The 18,628-nt window shown below is 51.2% G+C and carries 14 protein-coding genes; 11 read left to right on the plus strand and 3 right to left on the minus strand.

The window, feature by feature from the left end; genetic code table 11:
* Window positions 1-991 (minus strand): M48 family metallopeptidase (locus ACTF5Z_RS05105; RefSeq protein ID WP_438984748.1); only part of this gene is annotated, 991 nt, incomplete at its 3' end.
* Between the two features lie 161 nt (window positions 992-1,152).
* On the opposite strand from ACTF5Z_RS05105, the gene ACTF5Z_RS05110 reads away from it, so the two are divergent.
* The 9 genes from ACTF5Z_RS05110 to ACTF5Z_RS05150 all read left to right on the plus strand — a co-directional run bounded on the left by ACTF5Z_RS05110 (window position 1,153) and on the right by ACTF5Z_RS05150 (window position 14,614).
* Entirely contained in the window at window positions 1,153-1,386 is a 234-nt protein-coding gene (locus ACTF5Z_RS05110) for a sulfurtransferase TusA family protein (protein ID WP_438984749.1), read from the plus strand.
* A gap of 8 nt (window positions 1,387-1,394) precedes the next feature.
* The gene (locus tag ACTF5Z_RS05115; protein WP_438984750.1) at window positions 1,395-2,486 is read left to right on the plus strand and encodes an AI-2E family transporter; all 1,092 of its coding nucleotides are present in this window, start codon (window positions 1,395-1,397) and stop codon (window positions 2,484-2,486) included.
* Window positions 2,483-5,350, plus strand: a complete 2,868-nt coding sequence (locus ACTF5Z_RS05120) for an insulinase family protein (RefSeq protein ID WP_438984751.1) — start codon at window positions 2,483-2,485, stop codon at window positions 5,348-5,350. Before ACTF5Z_RS05115 ends, ACTF5Z_RS05120 begins: the two co-directional genes overlap by 4 nt.
* 148 nt (window positions 5,351-5,498) lie before the next feature.
* Window positions 5,499-8,150, plus strand: a complete 2,652-nt coding sequence (gene aceE / locus ACTF5Z_RS05125) for a pyruvate dehydrogenase (acetyl-transferring), homodimeric type (RefSeq protein WP_438984752.1) — start codon at window positions 5,499-5,501, stop codon at window positions 8,148-8,150.
* A gap of 20 nt (window positions 8,151-8,170) precedes the next feature.
* Window positions 8,171-9,802: a dihydrolipoyllysine-residue acetyltransferase gene (gene aceF, locus ACTF5Z_RS05130; RefSeq protein WP_438984753.1), complete on the plus strand. Its 1,632-nt coding sequence runs from the start codon at window positions 8,171-8,173 to the stop codon at window positions 9,800-9,802.
* A 72-nt stretch (window positions 9,803-9,874) separates the two neighbouring features.
* Window positions 9,875-10,789: a hypothetical protein gene (locus ACTF5Z_RS05135; protein ID WP_438984754.1), complete on the plus strand. Its 915-nt coding sequence runs from the start codon at window positions 9,875-9,877 to the stop codon at window positions 10,787-10,789.
* The gene (locus tag ACTF5Z_RS05140; RefSeq protein ID WP_438984755.1) at window positions 10,779-11,633 is read left to right on the plus strand and encodes an HAD-IIB family hydrolase; all 855 of its coding nucleotides are present in this window, start codon (window positions 10,779-10,781) and stop codon (window positions 11,631-11,633) included. Before ACTF5Z_RS05135 ends, ACTF5Z_RS05140 begins: the two co-directional genes overlap by 11 nt.
* Window positions 11,626-12,852, plus strand: a complete 1,227-nt coding sequence (locus ACTF5Z_RS05145) for a glycosyl transferase (RefSeq protein ID WP_438984756.1) — start codon at window positions 11,626-11,628, stop codon at window positions 12,850-12,852. Before ACTF5Z_RS05140 ends, ACTF5Z_RS05145 begins: the two co-directional genes overlap by 8 nt.
* A 1-nt stretch (window position 12,853) precedes the next feature.
* The gene (locus ACTF5Z_RS05150; RefSeq protein ID WP_438984757.1) at window positions 12,854-14,614 is read left to right on the plus strand and encodes a sugar phosphorylase; all 1,761 of its coding nucleotides are present in this window, start codon (window positions 12,854-12,856) and stop codon (window positions 14,612-14,614) included.
* On the opposite strand, the gene ACTF5Z_RS05155 is transcribed toward ACTF5Z_RS05150, so the two are convergent.
* Window positions 14,601-15,863, minus strand: a complete 1,263-nt coding sequence (locus ACTF5Z_RS05155) for a glycosyltransferase (RefSeq protein ID WP_438984758.1) — start codon at window positions 15,861-15,863, stop codon at window positions 14,601-14,603. The two genes, ACTF5Z_RS05150 and ACTF5Z_RS05155, sit on opposite strands and share 14 nt — an antisense overlap.
* Before the next feature lie 9 nt (window positions 15,864-15,872).
* The gene (locus tag ACTF5Z_RS05160) at window positions 15,873-16,448 is read right to left on the minus strand and encodes a tRNA-(ms[2]io[6]A)-hydroxylase (protein ID WP_438984759.1); all 576 of its coding nucleotides are present in this window, start codon (window positions 16,446-16,448) and stop codon (window positions 15,873-15,875) included.
* Between the two features lie 132 nt (window positions 16,449-16,580).
* On the opposite strand from ACTF5Z_RS05160, the gene fabV reads away from it, so the two are divergent.
* Complete coding sequence (fabV, locus tag ACTF5Z_RS05165) at window positions 16,581-17,783, plus strand: enoyl-ACP reductase FabV (protein WP_438984760.1); 1,203 nt, start codon at window positions 16,581-16,583, stop codon at window positions 17,781-17,783.
* Window positions 17,776-18,606, plus strand: coding sequence for an MBL fold metallo-hydrolase (locus tag ACTF5Z_RS05170; protein ID WP_438984769.1), 831 nt, complete (start codon window positions 17,776-17,778; stop codon window positions 18,604-18,606). Before fabV ends, ACTF5Z_RS05170 begins: the two co-directional genes overlap by 8 nt.
* The last annotated feature ends 22 nt before the right edge of the window (window positions 18,607-18,628 follow it).

Below are 18,628 nucleotides of genomic sequence, written 5' to 3' on the forward strand. Positions count from 1 at the left end.
AGCGGCCAGCGGCGCTTAAAGCTAACGCTAATCCATACTCGTGCGCTTCAGGAAAAATCTGCTCGCTGGCTTCTTGCGATTTAAATTGCGCCACGGCCGTCTCGGGCGAATCGGCAAGATCAACCTGAACCTTCGCTTTCATCAAATGAAAATCAAGGCTCGGTTTGCTTTGTCGCGGGGGATATTGCAGCAAACGATTTTTGGTGTCTGAGATACGTGATTCTGAGAGAGGGTGGGTACGTAAGAATTCTGGTATGCGATTACTGCTAGCGTAGCGAGCGGCGCGTAACATTTGCTCGAACATGGCGGGAGTGGCCGCGGGATTGCGTCCTGACAGCGCAAGCGTTTGCATGCCGATGCGGTCAGCTTCCTGCTCGTTCCCTCGGCTGTAGCGCAGCGCAGCGTCTTGAGTTGCTGCTTGTGTGGCAGTAAGAGCGGCTAATCCCATGTCCGAGCCCGTCGTTGCAATTAGCACGAGACCTGCGAGCAAACCTGCCAATGCCAGCGGTTGCTGTGTTTTAGCAAACTCGACTCTGCGCGAGAAGTGTCGTTGACTTAAATGCGCAATTTCGTGCGCTATGACGGACGCAAATTGGTCCTCTGTTTGTGCGAACTGAAATAAGCCCGTATGTATTCCGATGACGCCGCCGGGCACTGCGAAGGCATTCATCGTTGGGTTGTTGACAATAACCACCTCAATCCGTCGGTCTTGCAGCTCGCTGAATTCAACTAGCTCATAGACTAGGTTCTCGACATAACGCTGCATGATGGGGTCTTCGTATACGTTGACCTGGCTGCGAAACATCTTTAACCATGTGCGGCCAAGTTGATGCTCGTACTCAGCAGAGAACACAGTGCCGGCGCTGGATCCCAAGTCTGGAATTTTGAGCTCATTGTTGCCAACAGCACTAATCGCCACGGCAAAACTGAGCGCAACGGTCAAAAATCCTTTGCTGATTAGTTGCTTTGCGGTGGCCAATCTGGTTGTCAAAGACTTACCTCGGTGTGTGAATTCTTGCTGCAAGTATAGCAACTTGCGGTTGGTGTACTGTTGATTGAGACCAAACGAGTGTCACAAAAGTTCACCTGATATTCAAACTTACGCGTACATTGTATACTTTGTGGTGAAATGTGGGCATTTAAGAGTGAGTTATGTCAGAAAGCGTAGTCGATGCTAGAGGCATGCGATGCCCTATGCCTTTGCTCATGGCGAAGCGCGCCTTGATGACTGCTCAGGCAGGGGAACGTGTACGAGTCTTTGCATCGGACCCCGGTTCTTGGCGAGATTTTCATGCCTACGCGAAATTAGCGGAAGAACAATTAACGGCAGAGCAATTAGGCGAGCAAGAGTTCGTGTATGAGTTCACCAAAAAACATTCCTTCTAGGGCCCTGTATGCTGACGATTTTTAGAAAATGGTACGATCGGTACCTGTTTGAGGAAGAATCAGTATTGTTGCTGGTTCTGATCAGCGTGACCCTATTTTTGATGATGGTTTTGGGTGCAGTGATGGCGCCAATTGTGGCCGCGCTGATTTTAGCCTACTTGGTGCAGGGAGTGTCTACACGAATGCAAAGTGTAGGTTTGCCAAAGTGGATGGGTTTTATAGCGGCCTACGGGCTATTTTTGACGGTGTTCTTTGGGTCGATTTTGGGATTGTTTCCCTTAGTGTGGCGTCAGCTCGCCACGCTGGCTTCTGAGTTTCCGCGAATGGTTAAGGAAGTTCAGGCGGCTTTGAGTGTGTTGCCTGACAGGTACCCCCAGTTCATTTCTGAACAGCAGATTGTCGATTTGGTAGCCTCGGTTCAACGCGAACTAGCGCCTGCGGGCCAAAAGCTGTTGGAGTTGTCGTTGAACTCAATTCCCGGCCTCTTTGGCGTCATGATTTACCTCATCCTTATTCCGCTGTTGGTTTTTTTCTTCTTGAAAGATAAGGATGTGATTACCGGCTGGCTGTCTAGCCAGTTGCCCAAAGAGCGCCCGCTACTGCGTCGAATTTGGGCTGAGATGGACCTGCAGATTGCCAATTACGCCAGGGGTAAAGCTATCGAAGTTCTGATCGTGGGCTCGGTCAGTTACATTGCGTTATTAACACTGGGTTTAAATTATGCCGCGCTGCTCGGTTTGCTGGTTGGGTTGTCGGTTATTATTCCTTATGTTGGAGCAACCCTTGTGACTATCCCGGTGGTGCTGGTTGCGTTCTTCCAGTGGGGTATTGGTAATGAGTTTTACACTGTGCTTGCAGTCTACTTAGTCATCCAAATCCTCGACGGCAATGTGCTTGTCCCCTTGCTTTTTTCAGAGGCGGTTAACTTGCACCCCGTCGCAATCATTCTGGCTGTGTTGTTTTTTGGCGGTGTCTGGGGCTTGTGGGGTGCGTTTTTTGCCATACCACTGGCTACTCTTATCAAAGCCATTATGAACGCATGGCCTGTTCCTGAAGCTTACGAATCCATCACCTCAGACTCAACAGGAGACACACTATGAGGCTTACAAATACCCTGTGGTCCTTTGGCCTGGTTGTTGCCCTAGGCGCAGCTCTCGGTTGCCAGCCCGAAGGCGCTCAGCAAGAGGTCGTAGCGCAAGAACCGAGTCAGCCAGTGGTCAGCCCGATCGACGATCGGCAATACCGTGCGCTCGAGTTAGATAACGGCTTGCAAGTCTTGTTGGTGTCGGATGCCAAAACTCAAAAGGCTGCAGCGGCGTTAGATGTTTATGTTGGTAGCGGTGACAACCCCAAAGGTCGGGGCGGCTTGGCACACTTTTTAGAGCACATGCTGTTCTTGGGGACAGAGAAATATCCAGACCCCGCGGAGTACGAGCAGTACATCACCGAACATGGTGGTAACCGTAATGCGTACACTTCGTTTGACCATACTAACTATTTTTTCGATGTGAATGCCGAGCATTTCACCGAAGCTTTAGATCGTTTCGCCCAGTTCTTTGTGTCGCCCAAAATGGACGCCGAGTATGTCGATCGCGAGATGAACGCAGTTCAGGCTGAGTATCAGATGGGCTTAAAGTCGGACGGTCGACGTGGGCTAGACGTGTTACAAGCGTTGATGCACCCAGAGCATCCCTACAGTCAGTTTTCTGTCGGTTCTTTAGAGTCGTTGGCGGATCGCCCTGATCAACCGATTCGCGCGGATTTATTGGCGTTTTATGAGCGCTACTATGTGGCGGGTAATATGCGCTTGGTCGTACTTGGAGCAGAGTCATTGGACGCTCTCGAAGCCATGGTAAAGGCGTCGTTTTCAGAAGTGCCAGCAGGGGATGTGGTTCACGATCCAGTTAACGTACCCATGTTTCCCGAGACTTTACTTCCATCCCTTGTGAGCATTGAGCCCACGGCGGCGAATCGAAGCCTCGAAATTATTTTCCCCATTGGTGACTACACTGAGCAGTACCTCAGCGATCCGGCCCGATACCTTGGTCATCTTTTGGGGCATGAGGGTCCGACCAGTCTGCTTGCGCAACTTAAACGTGAAGGTTTGGCGGAGTCTTTGTCGGCTGGTGCCAGTTTTAGGTGGAGAGGGGGAGCTCTTTTCTACATCGATATTAAACTGACTGAGGCGGGTATCGAGCAGAGCGATCGCATCGTTCAAATGACCCATTCGGCGCTGGCTCATCTGCGTGCAGAAGGCGTGCAGTCTTGGGTGTTTGATGAGTTGAAGCAGCTGTCGGATTTGAACTTTCGTTTTCAAGAAAAAGGCGAACCGATTCGCTATGTCAGTCGCTTGGCAAGCTCGATGCATGACTTCCCTGTGCGCGATTGGCTGCGTGGCGGAACCTACCTCGAGCAATTTGATGCCGAATTGACCCAAGGTCTTCTCGATTCTATGTCTCCCGAGAAAGCCCTGGTGACCTTGGCGTACCCTGGCATCAAGACCGATAAACGTTCACCAAACTATCAAACTCCCTACGCATTGGTATCGGGTGATGAGTTTGCCAAGCCCTTGCCTGAAGACGATGCCGCTCTGGCGACTATTGACTTGCCCGCGCCCAATGCTTTTATTGCCAGCAATGTTGATGTCGTGTCTTTCGATGAGAAGCCTGCAAAGCTCCCTGTCATGAGTATCGATCAAGGTGTTGCCGTTTGGTTTCAGCATGATGATGAGTTCGAGGTTCCCAAGGGTGCTCTGAATGTGAATTTCCGCTCTGCCCTAGTGGGACAGTCGGTGGAGGTTGATATGGCTTTGGAGCTTTATACTGCTCTGGTAAGTGATCAGGCGAATGATTTTGCGTATGCTGCCCAAATTGCGGGGCTGCAGAGCTCGGTCTACCGCCACTCTCGAGGCATTAGCATGCGAGTCAACGGTTACAATGACAAGCAGGTTGCTTTGCTTCAGCGACTACTGGCGGTCATGCAGGCGATGGAGTTTAGTGAAGAGCGATTCAACAATCTTCGGGCCGAGCGTATTCGTCAGATTGAGAACAAATCGGCGCAGCGACCCGCGAGCCAAATTATGGGGGCGCTGCGAGAAGCCCTGAATCATTCTTCGTGGAGTGACGATCAGCAGGTTGCCGCCTTACGGAATCTAACGTTTGGCGGTGTTAAGAGCCAAGCAGCTGCCTTCTGGGACTCTGTGAATGTCGAGGCTCTTCTCTACGGCAACTATGTCGATGAGGATGTTGTCGCCGTGCGAGAAGCTCTAAGTTCCTTAGTCAGCGATGGTTCAGTCGAGTTGCCAGCTCTCGCAGTGACCAATCTTGATCAGGACCAGCGTCAACAGTTAACCCAAGAGTTAGAGCACGACGACGCGGTGATCAGTTGGTACATTCAAGGTAGCGATCGCTCGGTTCAGCAACAGGCTTTATTTGACTTGACTGGACAGGCCCTTAAATCTGGATTTTTCCAGCAGCTGCGAACTGAACAGCAGCTTGGATACATTGCTAGCGCTTTTTCTTGGCCTCAAAGCCGTGTGCCGGGTTTAGTCATGATTATTCAATCGCCCAGTCATTCAAGCTTAGATGTCCGAGACGCAATCGGAACGTTCTTGGAGGCGGTGCCGGGCGATATCGATGAAGCCGCGTTTAATCGTCATCGTCAGGCCTTGGTGGCCGAGATTAACGAGCCCTTTAAAAACCTTTGGGAGCGCGCAGAGTTCCTGTGGCAATCCTTGGGCGAAGGGGATCACAGCTTTAGCTCGAAACAGGATTTAGCGGACGCAGTGTCACAGATCTCTTATTCTGATTGGCTGGCGTTCTTTAAAACACAGGTTTTGGAAACGCACAGATCGTTATTGGTTGTTGCGCCAGGTAAGTTCGATAAGCATCCGGCCGAGCCAATCGAGTATAAGCAGCCAGCAGAGGCGAAATTAGCCAATAAGCGCTTTGCTATTGAACTTTGAGTTTGAAAATTTACTACGCCGAATGGGTCATAAATTACACGGCAGCGTCTAGTTTCGACCCATTTTTATTGAGTTTTTGCGCGGTTTTGTAATATTATTACATTTTGCCGCGATTCTGCGGCGATCCTCAGTTCGGAGACGATTAGGCATGATGCATGATGTAGACCCCCAAGAAACACGCGAATGGATTGAGGCTCTCGATGCCGTGGTTCGAGCTTCGAGCCCAGAGCGTGCTGGGTTTTTATTACGTGAGTTGGCAAAGCATGCAACGCAAGAGCGCTTGCCTTTGCCGCCCGCAATTACCACACCTTTCCGCAACACCATCCCCGTGTCTGAAGAGAAGGTCATGCCCGGCGATTTGTTTATGGAGCGCCGTATTCGCTCACTGACTCGCTGGAATGCGCTGGCAATGGTGATGCGAGCGAACGACAATGACGAGGGTTTGGGTGGTCATATTTCGAGTTTCAGTTCCAGCGCGACTCTGTACGATGTGGGCTTTAACTATTTCTTCCGGGGTAACGAGAACGGTCAGCTGGGAGACCTGGTGTTCTTCCAAGGCCACAGTGCTCCGGGAGTGTATGCTCGCTCGTATCTTGAAGGCCGCTTGAGCGAAGAGCAGCTGGATAACTTCCGCCGCGAAGTCGACGGTAATGGCTTATCGTCTTACCCGCATCCTTGGCTGATGCCCGATTACTGGCAGTTTCCCACCGTTTCGATGGGTCTTGGACCGATTCAGGCAATTTACCAAGCGCACGTCATGAAATACCAACAGAAGCGCGGCTTAGTGGACCACGGTGATCGCAACGTCTGGTGCTTTATGGGTGATGGTGAGTGTGACGAGCCCGAATCTTTGGGTGCCATCTCACTGGCGGGTCGCGAGGGACTGGGCAACCTGACGTTTGTAATCAACTGTAACTTGCAGCGCTTGGATGGTCCTGTGCGAGGTAACGGCAAGATTATCCAAGAGCTTGAGGGTGTTTTCCGTGGTGCAGGTTGGGACGTCATCAAGGTTGTTTGGGGGCGTCGCTGGGATCCTTTGCTCGAAAAAGATGAAACCGGGTTGTTACAAAAGCGCATGGATGAGGTTTGCGACGGCGAGTTGCAAAACTATAAATATAACGGCGGCGCTTACACGCGAGAACATTTTTTCGGCAAGTACCCGGAACTTTTAGAACTGGTTTCCGATCTGTCAGATGAAGACATCATGTATCTTAATCGTGGTGGGCACGATCCTTACAAAATTTACGCTGCCTATGCGCAGGCCGTGTCTCAGCACGAACGTCCGACAGTGATTCTAGCCATGACCGTCAAGGGTTATGGCACGGGTGAGGCGGGCGAAGCAAATAACGAGACCCACTCCCTGAAAAAACTGGATATGGATAGTCTGCGCGCGTTCCGCGACCGCTTTGGTATTCCTATTAGCGATGAAGAGCTGCAGCACGTCCCCTATTATCGCCCGTCGCCGGATAGCCCCGAAATTCGCTACATGATGCAGCGACGCCAGGAGCTGCAGGGCGTTATGCCAAGCCGACACAGCGAGGTTGAGCGTTTACAGATCCCTGCGATCGAGGCCTTCAGCTCGCAGCTAGCCAGTAGTGGCAAGCGCGAGGTTTCTACAACGATGGCCTTCGTACGAATTCTGTCGACCTTGGTAAAAGACAAGCAAATGGGTGAACGCGTTGTGCCTATCGTACCTGATGAGGCGCGGACCTTCGGAATGGAAGGTATGTTTCGTCAGTTGGGTATCTACTCTTCGGTAGGGCAGCGTTACACGCCGCATGATGCGGGTCAGATCATGTTCTATAAAGAAGATGAGCGCGGCCAGATCCTAGAAGAAGGTATTAACGAAGCCGGTGCGATGAGTGCGTGGTTGGCAGCGGCAACGTCCTTCTCGACGAGTCGCTTGACGATGGTGCCCTTTTATATTTTCTACTCCATGTTCGGATTCCAGCGTATTGGCGATTTGGCTTGGGCTGCTGGCGATAGCCAGGCGCGCGGCTTCCTGATTGGCGCAACCGCGGGACGGACTACGCTGAATGGTGAAGGTTTGCAGCACCAAGATGGTCACAGTCATTTAATGGCCTCTACCATACCAAACTGCGTTAGTTACGACCCAACCTATGCCTATGAGCTTGCGGTAATTATTCAAGACGGTCTGCGCCGGATGTACGAAGTAGGGGAGAACTGCTTTTACTACATCACGACAATGAACGAAAACTACCACCAGCCCGAAATGCCCAAAGGGGTGGACGAGGGCATTTTAAAAGGTATGTACCCTCGCGCTGTCTCGAAAAAGCGGGGTAAAAAGCGCGTGCAATTGATGGGCGCGGGTACCATTTTACGTGAGGTGGAAGCTGCCGCCGAAATGCTGGAACAAGAATACGGGGTGGCGGCCGACGTTTGGAGCGTCACCAGTGTGAATGAATTGGCTCGCGAGGGCCGTGCTGTTGAGCGCAGTAATCGATTAAACCCGATGGGTGAGAAAAAGGCCCCGTATGTGACTGAGTGTTTATCACAGCGTTCAGGTCCTTGCGTAATAGCGACCGACTACATACGTGCGTATTCAGAGCAGTTACGAGCTTTTGTACCCGAGCGTTTCGTGGTGCTGGGAACGGATGGCTATGGACGTAGCGATACTCGATCGAAATTAAGAGACTTTTTTGAGGTGAGTCGCGAATGGATCGTTCTCGCGGCCCTCAGCGCGCTGGTCGACGAAGGCGTGCTCGATGCCAAGGTTGTTGTAGAAGCCATGCCGAAGCTGGGTATTTCTGCAGCCAAGCTTGACCCCATGACGGTGTAACGAGGTTAGGACAGAGTACTATGGCAAAACAACAGGTAATTGTGCCCGACATTGGCGCGGATGCAGCTGAAGTTATCGAGTGGATGGTTCAGGTCGGAGATGAAATTGCTGTCGACGACAGTTTGCTCGTATTAGAGTCTGATAAGGCGTCAATGGAAGTGCCATCGACTCTGGCAGGAACGGTAGTCGAACTTCTGGTTAACATCGGCGATTCCCTAAGTGAGGGTGCAGCGATCGTTTTGGTCGAGACAGCTGATGCTATAGAGCCCGCCCAAGTAAGGGAAGAACCGCCTGAAACCAACCAAGCTGAAGCTGCCGATCAGTCTGAGGCACAAGAGGCTTTGGTTGAAGCGCCCAATAATCAGCCGGTAAGTGCCGGGAAGCACTCAGTGCTTGTGCCTGACATTGGTACAGATGATGCGGTTGAGGTTATTGAATTGTCTGTCTCGGTAGGGGATGAGGTCGAAGAAGGCGACACCCTTCTGGTTCTGGAGTCAGATAAAGCGTCGATGGAAATTCCCTCGGATGCATCAGGCAGGGTGTTGGAAATTGCTGTTGCGGTGGGTGCTTCATTGAAGCAGGGCGATCTTATCGGTGTGTTAGAGGTTGCAGGCCGTGTAGACACACCACCAGCGACGGCTCAAGAACCAAAGCAAGAAGCCCCGCCGCCTGCGCCAGCAGTGCCTAAAGCCGTGTCTGAACAGCCTAAAACAGCGCCTGTGGAGAGAGCGACTGCATCAAGCTCTGAAGTGGTATACGCAGGCCCCGCGGTACGTAAGCTAGCGCGGGAGTTTTCGATCCCGCTAGAGCAGGTCAGTGGTTCGGGTCCTCGCGGGCGCATCCTAAAAGAAGACTTGCACACTTTCGTGCAGCAACGCCTGTCGAAGCCTGAAGCGGCGACTGTGAGCGTTGGGACAGGTATACCAGCCGTTCCAGCGGTAGACTTTTCGCAGTTTGGGCCTGTCCGTGAAGAAGCGCTCAGCAAAATTGGCAAAGTCACGGCGGCAAATATGCAGCGTAGTTGGCTCAATGTACCGCATGTTACTCAATACGATGATGCCGATGTCACTGACTTGGAAGCGTTCCGGGTCAGCCTAAAAGACGAAGCGGCGCGCAAGGGTACCAAGCTCACGCCCCTTCCTTTCTTGCTAAAAGCATGTGCTGTCGCGTTGAAGGACAATCCTAAGTTCAACTCGTCATTGTCAGCCGACGGTGAGTCGATCATCTACAAAGAATACGTGCACATTGGCTTTGCAGTCGATACCCCTGCGGGACTATTGGTGCCTGTTATTCGCGATGTTGACAAGAAAGGGCTTTGGGAGCTGGCCGAGGAAGTCCTGGAGCTAGCCGCCTTAGCGCGTGACAAGAAACTTAAGCCAGCACAGATGCAAGGTGCCTGTTTTACGATTTCTAGTTTAGGCGCTTTGGGTGGTAAGGGCTTTACGCCTATCGTCAACGCTCCCGAAGTTGGCATTTTAGGTGTGTCTAAATCGTCCGTACAACCCGTGTGGGATGGTTCTAGTTTTGTGCCCAGGACCATGCTGCCACTGTCGGTATCCTACGATCACCGCGTAATTAATGGAGCAGACGGTGGTCGCTTTATGAACCAGGTCGTCGCTTTGTTATCGGATATCCGGCGACTGACTTTGTAAATTCATTAGCCATTCTGGCACGAATTCTGCAAGCTTGACATCAAGCGTGTAGAAAACAAGCGAGAATGGTTAATGGCACAAGGCCCCTTACAAGGCATATTACCGTGGCAAGCAGACTTTATTGCGACCCACAAACTGCCGTTTGAGTACGTTCTTCAGATCGAGACGGTTTTCGCAGACCGAGTGGGTCAGGAGGCGATGCACCGAATTGGTGCGGAAGGGCCGATCTTATTGGGCATCTATGGTGCCCAAGGCTCGGGTAAAAGTACCTTAGCGGCCTATCTCGCCAAGCGTCACGAGTCTTTAAGCTCTGGGTGCTGCGTTGTACTCTCCATCGACGATTTTTATTTAACAAGAGCGCAGCGGCAGCAACTGGCACTAGAGGTTCACCCTCTGCTACGAACCCGCGGTGTTCCGGGGACGCATGACATAGTCTTGCTCAAGACCACGCTCGATCGTTTAGCTCATTTCACAGGGCCCGTATCCATTCCCCGGTTTGACAAATTGGCCGATGATCGTGTGCCCGAAACTCAATTCGATATAGTCACCTCAGCGCCCTCTCTGGTTATTCTTGAGGGTTGGTGTGTAGGCATACTACCTCAAGGCAGCGCAGATCTAACCGAGCCCTGCAATCATCTTGAACGCATCGAAGACCCCGCGGGTGATTGGCGCCAGTTCGTCAACACCAGCCTAGAGCGCGATTATTTGTCGATATGGGACCAACTTGACGAGTTGTGGGCACTGTTGGCACCCGGATTTGAAGTGGTAAGCGAATGGCGCTTAGAGCAAGAAGTTCGACTTGGTGCCCAGAGGCCCGAGGCGATGATGACGCCACAGGAAGTTGCGCGCTTTATACAGCATTACGAACGTTTGACGCGTTCGTCACTGAATTCCATGCCCAACCTGGCAGATTTGTGCCTGCGACTAGATTCTCAACGAGCAATTACTGAAGTCACAGAAGGAAAACGGCGGTTTTATGAGTGTTAATTTAATGGTGGTTACCGATCTCGACGGCACTTTGTTAGATCACTATTCCTACGATTTTAAGCCCGCTATGTCAGTCGTTTCTTCGCTAAAACGCTCGGGTATTCCGCTTGTATTTAACAGTTCTAAAACACATGCAGAGATGCGTTATCTGCAGGATCAGATGGGCCTGCTTGACCCCATGATATGTGAGAATGGCTCGGCTATCTATCTGCCAAAAGATCGTTTTCGGACGGCCCAATCCGCGTGGGAGGACCACGGCGACTTTTGGCGAATCTCGCTAGCCAAGCCCCGCGAACACTGGCTGCGCATATTGGCGGAATACCCCGACCAAGGGTCGATCTTGAGTTTTTCAACGATGGGTATTCAAGGCGTGATGAACACCACAGGGCTCGATTGGGCAGGGTCAGAGCGCGCCTCGCAGCGGGAGTATACCGAGCCTTTGATGCCCCCTGCTAACAATGAAATCAAACAGGATCTTATTGCCTATCTGATCGGGAAAGGTGCTCTAGTGCAGCAGGGTGGGCGTTTTATGACTGTCGGTGATTCCGTTGATAAGGGACGAGCTATGGAAACCTTGGCGTGCTTTTGGCGCCAGCAATACGGTTTGCCCCTGCGGACACTGGCATTGGGGGATGGCTTAAATGACGTGGCCATGCTCGAAAAGGCAAACCGATCCGTGTGGATACGGTCTCCAGTGAACCCCATCCCCGATCTCGTCAAGCAAAAAGACTGGTACATAACGCAAGAATGCGGTCCTAAGGCTTGGGCTGCCGCCACGCAGATGTGGCTGGAGCAGCACAGTCACCTGGTAAACTCAAATAAAGTTAAGGAGCACTATGGCTGATTTTTATCAAAATGGTATTGTCACGACCTTGCATAATTTACGGGCAAGACCAGTCGATGACCTCGAAAAAGAATTAGAGCATTTTGCCAAGAAACGGCCTTTGGGCTTGATTTTGCCATCGCTGTATTCGGAACTTGAGGCGCCGGCCTTGGGGAACATCGTTAAAGAGCTCCAAAAAGTATCGTATCTAAATCAGATTGTGGTGGGGCTTGATCGAGCCACTCCGGCCGAGTACCAGCATGCATTGCGGTTCTTTGAACGATTGCCTCAGCATCATCGTATTTTGTGGAATGATGGCCCCCGGTTAAAGGCGCTGGACGCTGAGCTAGAGGCCCTGGATCTTGCTCCCAAGGAATTGGGTAAAGGGCGCAATGTTTGGTATTGCATGGGTTATGTGTTGGCCTCCAATCGCGCCGAGGCGGTAGCCTTGCACGATTGTGATATCGTGACCTACGAGCGCGATTTGCTCGCAAAATTAATCTACCCCGTAGCTCATCCCATGTTTAACTACGAGTTTTGCAAGGGCTTTTACGCTCGAGTAGCGGACGGCAAAATTAATGGTCGTGTGAGTCGGCTCTTAGTCACTCCCTTGCTCCGCGCAGCTCAAAAAGTGTTGGGCAACATTGAGTATTTGACCTTTATGGACAGCTTTCGCTACCCCTTGGCAGGCGAATTTTCTTTCCGTCGAGATGTGTTGACGGATCTACGAATTCCCAGCGATTGGGGTCTAGAGATCGGCGTGCTATCTGAGATGTACCGCAACTATGCCAACAATCGATTGTGTCAGGCAGAGATCGCTGACCACTACGACCATAAGCATCAAGACTTGTCCGAGAATGACTCGCAGGCGGGTTTGTCGCGTATGTCGATCGATATCTCTAAGGCCTTGTTCCGTAAGTTGGCCACCCAAGGCGTTACCTTAAGTCCTGAGATTTTTCGTGCCATTAAAGCGAGTTATTACCGCATAGCGCTGGATTTTGTCGAGAGCTATCGCAACGACGCCATCATGAATGGCTTAACGGTCGATATTCATGCCGAGGAGCGAGCGGTCGAATTGTTTGCAGATAACATCATTCAAGCGGGCGAAGTATTTCTGGCGCGCCCCAAAGAGCGGCCCTTTATTCCCTCTTGGAACCGTGTGATAAGCGCTGTTCCTGATGTGCTTGAGCGCTTATATGAAGCTGTGGAGCTAGATTACTTGGATAATCGCGGAGGTTAGTGTGGCGTTGATATCACCCTTTGAGCATCTAACAGAGCGCGTTAAACATTTGCTGCATCAAATTTATGAGGATGTTTCGGGTGATTTTGATATTGAAGCGCTAGTGGAAATTCTCCTTGCAGAAATGCGTCTAAGTGAAGAGTCGACCCAACCCCTAGCGCATAAAAATGTTTGGAGCCAACACGATGCGTGGGTCATCACTTATGGGGATACGATCGTTTCTGAAGACGAAAAGCCCCTTATTACGCTGGGACGATTTCTTGATCAGAATTTGTCAGGGGCCATTAACGGTGTGCATGTATTGCCGTTTTATCCGTACAGCTCTGATGATGGTTTTGCCGTACTCGATTACTCCAGTGTGAATGAAACCCTAGGATCTTGGGGCGATATTCAAGCCTTAGCGTCGCGCTACTCGCTTATGGCTGATTTGGTCATTAATCACTGTTCAAGCCGTTCGCTGTGGTTTCAGAATTTCCTGAAAGGGGTGCACCCCGGCGCTGATTATTTTTATACCGCCAGTCCAGATGACGATCTGAGTACCGTTGTTCGTCCAAGAACCTCACCCCTGTTGCAAGAGGTCGATACCGCATTAGGTACGCGGCACGTGTGGTGCACGTTTAGTCACGATCAGGTCGATTTGGATTTTCGTAATCCTGACGTGCTGCGGCAATTCGTATCCATTATTCGGTTCTATTTGGATATGGGAGTACGAATTTTCCGCTTAGATGCGGTGGCATTTTTATGGAAGCAGGCCGGTACGCCCAGCATCAACTTGCCGCAGACTCATGCTGTCGTGCGGCTGCTGCGTGAACTCATGGAGCATGCAGTCTCCGAGTCAGTGATCATTACCGAAACCAACATTCCCAACATCGAGAACTTGAGCTATTTCGGTAATGGTAACGAAGCGCATGGGGTATATAACTTTAGTTTGCCGCCCCTGCTGTTACACGCCTTGGTCGGGGGTGATTGCACGCACTTGAATCAGTGGATGATGGGTATGCCGCCCGCTAAAACCGGGACAACTTACTTTAACTTTATTGCATCGCACGATGGCATTGGTTTGCGTCCCGCAGAGGGTTTGTTGGATGATGACGAGCTCCAGAGCCTCATAACCGCGATGGAGGAGCGAGGCGGGCGTTTATCGAGGCGCAGCACGGCGGACGGAGACTCGCGTGTTTACGAAATCAATATTTCGTTGTTTGACGCGTTGTGTGATCCGGCCGATGAATCAATCGATACTGGTATAGAGCGAATGGTCTGTGCTCATGCACTGATGTTTGCGTTGGCGGGTATCCCTGGTATCTATATTCACAGCCTGCTTGGTACTCGCAATGACTACGAGCGATTAGAGCATTTAGGCTACAACCGCGCAATCAATCGGCGGCAATGGTCCGAGTCGGATTTATTGGCGCAGTTAGGTGATGAGTCCTCAAGTCATGCGCGAGTTCTAAAAGACCTCAAGAATTTGTTGAGCATAAGGCAGCGACAATCGGCGTTTCATCCCAACGCAGCGCAGTTTTTGTTGCACCTCAATAAAGAGGTGTTCGGGTTTTGGCGCGAAAGTCTTGATGGCCGTCAACGCATTTTTTGCTTATTTAATTTGGCAGGAACCACACAAGAAGTGCATATGGCTGATTTGAATTTGGTGGAGCCTTATTGGGTGGATCTGATTTCTGGGCAAGACCATGTGGATCGTAATCAGCGAGTATTGTTGAGGCCCTATCAAAGTCTGTGGTTAACAAATTTACCTAATCATCAATAAGGTTTTGGTAGCAGAGAGCGCGCAGGTGTTGGCTTGCTTCTGAAGGACTTAGATCGGCGTTTCCAGACTGCACAGACCACTCATCAAAACTCAGCAAGCCCGTTCTTGGCGGTGCTAGTTGATGGATGTATTTAAGCGTTCTAAACCCGTCAAACCACAGGTGCAGCTGTCGCTGAAATTTCTGTGGCGTGGGGCCATGCGTTTTGCAGTGTATCAGTGCTGATTCGAGCCCAAGTGTTTTGAGTGCCGTTTTTGCCTCCTCTGGCAACGCGGCTGTCACTGCGTCGAACGTCTGGGCGCCCGAGGCGACGTTCGCTAAAAAGCCTTTTAGGCTTTCAAAAACCTTGGGAGGATAAAATACCTGAGTTTTCAGGGGAGTCGCCTCATCGCTCAAGGTGTTCACACCTTGCCCCGTGCCGAACGGGGTCCGGTCGGAGCGCCTAGGTGACAACATAATGGTCGACTCTAAGCCGAGTGTTCGGATTTTGCCTAACTTATTGGCCTTGTTTAACAGATAAAAATCTTCACCCGCAGCCCGTTTGGGTATGCCGCGAACCTGCGCGTAGGCTTTAGCACGCATCGCCATGCAGCTGCCAATAGAGTGATGTGCGTAAGGTGATTTTGCGTGCAGGAGTCCGGCGACATAATGATGGAGCTTAAGTTCATATAAAGCCAATGCCAGTTGCTCCTCTGGAGTTCCGGCTTGGCTATGACTAAATGGGTAGACAACCGCGGGGGTATCGATTTCGGGTCTGGGCAAGGCCTCAAAATAGGTTTCGGGCAGAAGGGCGTCCGCATCGGTCATGGCAATCCAGTCGCTTTGAATGAGTCCATGAACATGCCATTTTAAAGCAATATCTGCGGCTAGTTTACGTGCAAGACCGACACCATGTTTGGGGTTAAAGCCCGTTTGATTGGTGCTTCGGTCAACCAGCAGGATATGGCGGTTGTCGCCTTCGAGTGTGATGAGTCGATCATGATAGCCCAGCTCGAGGCTCGGATGTTCGCAAGACAGCGATTCAACCAAGCTGATATTAAGACCACTGTCACGTCCCCGAGGGTGATTTACGACCAGTATTATCAGTATATTCGCGGTTTTGGGTAACGCCTTAATAAACGCGGACGATTCATTAAAGCAGGGGATGCACACTACCCATTGCCACTGATAAGTGTGCTGGCCTTGGGCAGGCGAGGCTGGAAGATTCGGTTCCGCGTAGTGGTTGAGGTATTGCTGGATGCTTTTGTGCACCACTCAGACCTAGTGTAAGGCTGCGCGCAGGGGCATTGATCTGACAATATCCGCCTCGATATCGAGCAGCTCTTGCCAGCGCTCATCGACTTCGACTTGAGGTAAATACAAATAGGCTAGTTTTAGGAACGTCTCGTAATGGCGCTCTTCTGAACGAGCGATAGCGGTATAAAACTGCTTGATTCCCGGTTCTTCTAACGCTTCAGCCACAAGGCCAAAGCGCTCGGCGCCTCGAGCCTCTATGATGCTGGCGGTGAGTAGCCTGTCCATCAAATAAATGTCCTGACCCTGGCGGATACTTTTTCGAAACTCAATCACGTAGGGGTCTTTTGTGTCTGCTGCTGTAATAAGGCCTCGGGCGTGGATCCACTTAACTACCTCCCGATAATGGCTTAGTTCTTCAACAGCTAGATCGGCCATGGTGCTTACCAGCTCGAGTTTGTCGGGGTAGTGGCTCAGCATAGAAATGGCCATACCCGATGCCTTTTTCTCTGCAGCGGCATGATCGAGCAAGAACTCGTTGAAGTCGGCAAGTACGGTTTGAACCCACTCGGGCGAGGTGGCATAGCGCAGCGGTGAAGTCATCGTGCATCCTTATGTTGGTCAGCGCGTATTGAACGAAAAATAAGCGCCAAACTCAAGGAGTGCGCCTGTTTTGGTAGGCTGTGTTAGACTTGCGCCAGAATTACAGTTTGCCCGGTTTACAAGGAATACAGCATGGTTATTAAACCTAAGGTTCGCGGATTTTTATGCACCACGACACATCCAGAGGGATGCGCCGAAAACGTCCGTCGACAAATTCGATATACTCAATCACAAGGCGCTATTGAAAATGGCCCGCAGCGCGTTTTAGTGATTGGTGCGTCTACTGGCTATGGCCTTGCCTCGCGCATTACAGCGGCCTTTGGTTGTGGCGCGAGTACTTTAGGTATTTTCTTCGAGAAGCCCGGTACCGAGAAAAAGCCAGGCACTGCGGGTTGGTATAACTCAGCCGCGTTCCATGACTGTGCTCAAGAAGAAGGGCTTTACGCTAAAAGTATTAACGGTGATGCCTTCTCAAACGAACTCAAACAGCAAACTATTGACGTTATCCGGAAAGATCTGGGTCAAGTTGATTTGGTGGTGTATTCGCTCGCGGCACCTCGCCGAACTCATCCCGACACCGGCGTTGTGTACTCTTCGACTCTAAAGCCCATCGGTGCTGCTTGTACTCAAAAGGGTGTGAATACCGACAAAGAGAGCATTCAAGACTTCCACTTAGAGCCCGCAAATGAGGAAGAAATTGCGAACACAGTAGCGGTTATGGGTGGCGAAGATTGGCAAATGTGGATTGATGCTTTAGACGCTGCTGGCGTTCTAGCTGATGGTGCCAAGACGACGGCATATACCTATATTGGCGAGAAGTTAACTTGGGATATTTATTGGCATGGCACCATTGGTGCGGCCAAGAAAGATTTAGACAAGCGCGTTGTGGATATTCGCGCCAAATTGGCAGCAAAAGACGGCGATGCTCGAGTGTCAGTGTTAAAAGCCGTAGTGACTCAAGCCAGTGCCGCCATTCCCGCTATGCCCATTTACTTGGCTATCCTATTCAAAGTGATGAAGGCTAAAGGCGTACACGAGGGTTGTATCGAGCAAATCCAGTATTTGTTCCGTCACGGTTTGTATTCTGCAGCGCCCGATATCGACGATGAGGGGCGCCTACGCGCCGACGCTAAAGAGCTCGCTGATGATGTTCAAGCGGCTGTGGCGGAAGCTTGGGACCTGATTGATACCGATAACTTGAACACGCTGTCCGACTTTGCGGGTTATAAGCGCGAGTTTTTGCAGTTGTTCGGTTTCGAAGTTGACGGGGTCGATTATGACGCTGACGTCGACCCAGTAGTCGATATTGATGGGCTGATTGAACCCAATGTTTGAGCCCGGGGTCGCGGTTCAGCTGTCGCCGCTTGTTCGGCGGATAACAGCGCCCAATCCAGGTCCGATGACAGGGCCTGGCACTAATACCTATCTTTTAGGCACCGACCAAATTGCGGTCATTGACCCGGGCCCCGCAATCGATAGCCATATCCATGCGATCATGGCGGCAAGTGCTGGAAATATCGGACAAATTTTTTGCACGCATACGCACAGCGATCATTCGCCCGCCGCTGCAAAGCTTGCCGAACTCACAGGGGCTGAGCTTATTGGAGCACCGCCACCTAACGATCCCTACAACTATCAGACATTTAGTCCTACGGTGAATGTGTTCGACGGCCAACGCTTTAAAGGTTCTGACTTCACTGTGTTGGCTGTGCATACCCCTGGTCATGTAGGTAATCATTATTGTTTTTTGTTGGAAGAAGAGGGCATGGTTTTCGCTGGAGATCATGTGATGAACGGCTCAACGGTGGTGATTATTCCGCCCAGCGGCGACATGAAACACTACATCGAGTCTCTGCAAAAGCTGGCGCATCTGCCTTTGCAGGCGATCGCTCCTGCGCACGGTGATTTGATAGGCACGCCCCTAGATGAGATTAATGGCCTAATAGCGCACCGGCTCAAACGCGAGGCAAAAGTCGTTGATACACTCGACCGTATCGGCGCTACAACGATCGTTGAAATGGTTTCAGCCGTATATGACGACGTAGACCCGAGTTTACATACGTGGGCCAAGTTGTCACTGGAAGCACATTTATTAAAATTAGAGGTCGAAATGCGAGTCAGTCGCTCTTCCGATGAGCGTTGGGCACTGATAAAGTAACCGCTGTAAACATTTAACAATA

Origin of the sequence: Aequoribacter sp. (assembly GCF_965659035.1) — a bacterium.
Classification (GTDB): domain Bacteria; phylum Pseudomonadota; class Gammaproteobacteria; order Pseudomonadales; family Halieaceae; genus Aequoribacter.

Coding starts and splice junctions, on each gene's coding strand:
- ACTF5Z_RS05115 (WP_438984750.1), top strand. CDS start 1,395: ATGCTGACGATTTTTAGAAAATGGTACGATCGGTACCTGTTTGAGGAA.
- fabV (WP_438984760.1), top strand. CDS start 16,581: ATGGTTATTAAACCTAAGGTTCGCGGATTTTTATGCACCACGACACAT.
- aceE (WP_438984752.1), top strand. CDS start 5,499: ATGATGCATGATGTAGACCCCCAAGAAACACGCGAATGGATTGAGGCT.
- ACTF5Z_RS05110 (WP_438984749.1), top strand. CDS start 1,153: ATGTCAGAAAGCGTAGTCGATGCTAGAGGCATGCGATGCCCTATGCCT.
- ACTF5Z_RS05160 (WP_438984759.1), bottom strand. CDS start 16,448: ATGACTTCACCGCTGCGCTATGCCACCTCGCCCGAGTGGGTTCAAACC.
- aceF (WP_438984753.1), top strand. CDS start 8,171: ATGGCAAAACAACAGGTAATTGTGCCCGACATTGGCGCGGATGCAGCT.
- ACTF5Z_RS05140 (WP_438984755.1), top strand. CDS start 10,779: ATGAGTGTTAATTTAATGGTGGTTACCGATCTCGACGGCACTTTGTTA.
- ACTF5Z_RS05120 (WP_438984751.1), top strand. CDS start 2,483: ATGAGGCTTACAAATACCCTGTGGTCCTTTGGCCTGGTTGTTGCCCTA.
- ACTF5Z_RS05170 (WP_438984769.1), top strand. CDS start 17,776: ATGTTTGAGCCCGGGGTCGCGGTTCAGCTGTCGCCGCTTGTTCGGCGG.
- ACTF5Z_RS05135 (WP_438984754.1), top strand. CDS start 9,875: ATGGCACAAGGCCCCTTACAAGGCATATTACCGTGGCAAGCAGACTTT.
- ACTF5Z_RS05145 (WP_438984756.1), top strand. CDS start 11,626: ATGGCTGATTTTTATCAAAATGGTATTGTCACGACCTTGCATAATTTA.